This window comes from Neoroseomonas rubea, from assembly GCF_016106015.1.
In the GTDB taxonomy this organism is placed as follows: Bacteria; Pseudomonadota; Alphaproteobacteria; order Acetobacterales; family Acetobacteraceae; genus Neoroseomonas; species Neoroseomonas rubea.
The window spans coordinates 1-729 of sequence record NZ_JACADQ010000711.1; the positions used below are offsets into that span (position 1 = coordinate 1).

Annotated in this window: 1 pseudogene; it reads right to left on the reverse strand. The window is 78.5% G+C overall.

From position 1 onward, the window contains the following. Positions 1-5: 5 nt before the first annotated feature. Positions 6-729: pseudogene (locus HW577_RS25985) on the reverse strand (lytic transglycosylase domain-containing protein); the annotation flags it as partial.

Consider the following 729-nt stretch of genomic DNA (forward strand, 5'->3'; position numbering starts at 1 on the left):
GGATATCAAGTGTGACTAGAATTCAGGCGTGTGCTTCTGCGTTCTCGACCGAGGCCCCAGGCCGAGAGGCCGGCGGCGAAAGCGGCGCGGCCCGTCGTCTCCCGCCCGCCGCGCGCGGCCTCGGACGCCATGCGGAAGGCGGCCGCGTCCTCCCCCCGCCGGAACAGCGCCAGGGCGATGTCCGCGCGCAGCGCGTCGGCATAGGCGGGCGTCATGCCGCGCGTGCGGCGGATCAGGGCCAGCGCGCCGGCCGTGTCGCCGGCGAAGGCGCGCTCGCGCACCGTGCGGTCGAGCGCGGGGTTGCGCACGAAGCCCCGCGCCGGGCCTTCGCGCTCCTCGGGCACCGCCTCGGCATCCTCGGGCAGCGCCGTCTCCTCCGGTGCCGCGGGCAGCGCGGCGGCGGGGGCGGCGAGTGCCAGCAGCGCGTGGATGCGCGGCGCGTCGGGTTCCTCCCCATGGCGGGCGAGCCAGGCGCGGAGATCGGCCTGGTGCGGCGCCGGCGCGCCGGGGCGCAACCAGCGATCGGCCAGCACATGGCCATCGAGGCGCCGGTCGGCGAGCAGCGCGTGCTCGGCCGCCGCGGCGGCGATCGCGCCTTCGGCCTGCAGGCGGAAGACGCGCACAAGGCGCGCGGCATCGGCGGCGGCGAGAGGTCGCGGCAAGCCGGCCGTCCCCGCGGCCGCGGCTGCGGGGCGTAGGGCGCCGGAGGCGGTCTGGGCGGCCCGTTCC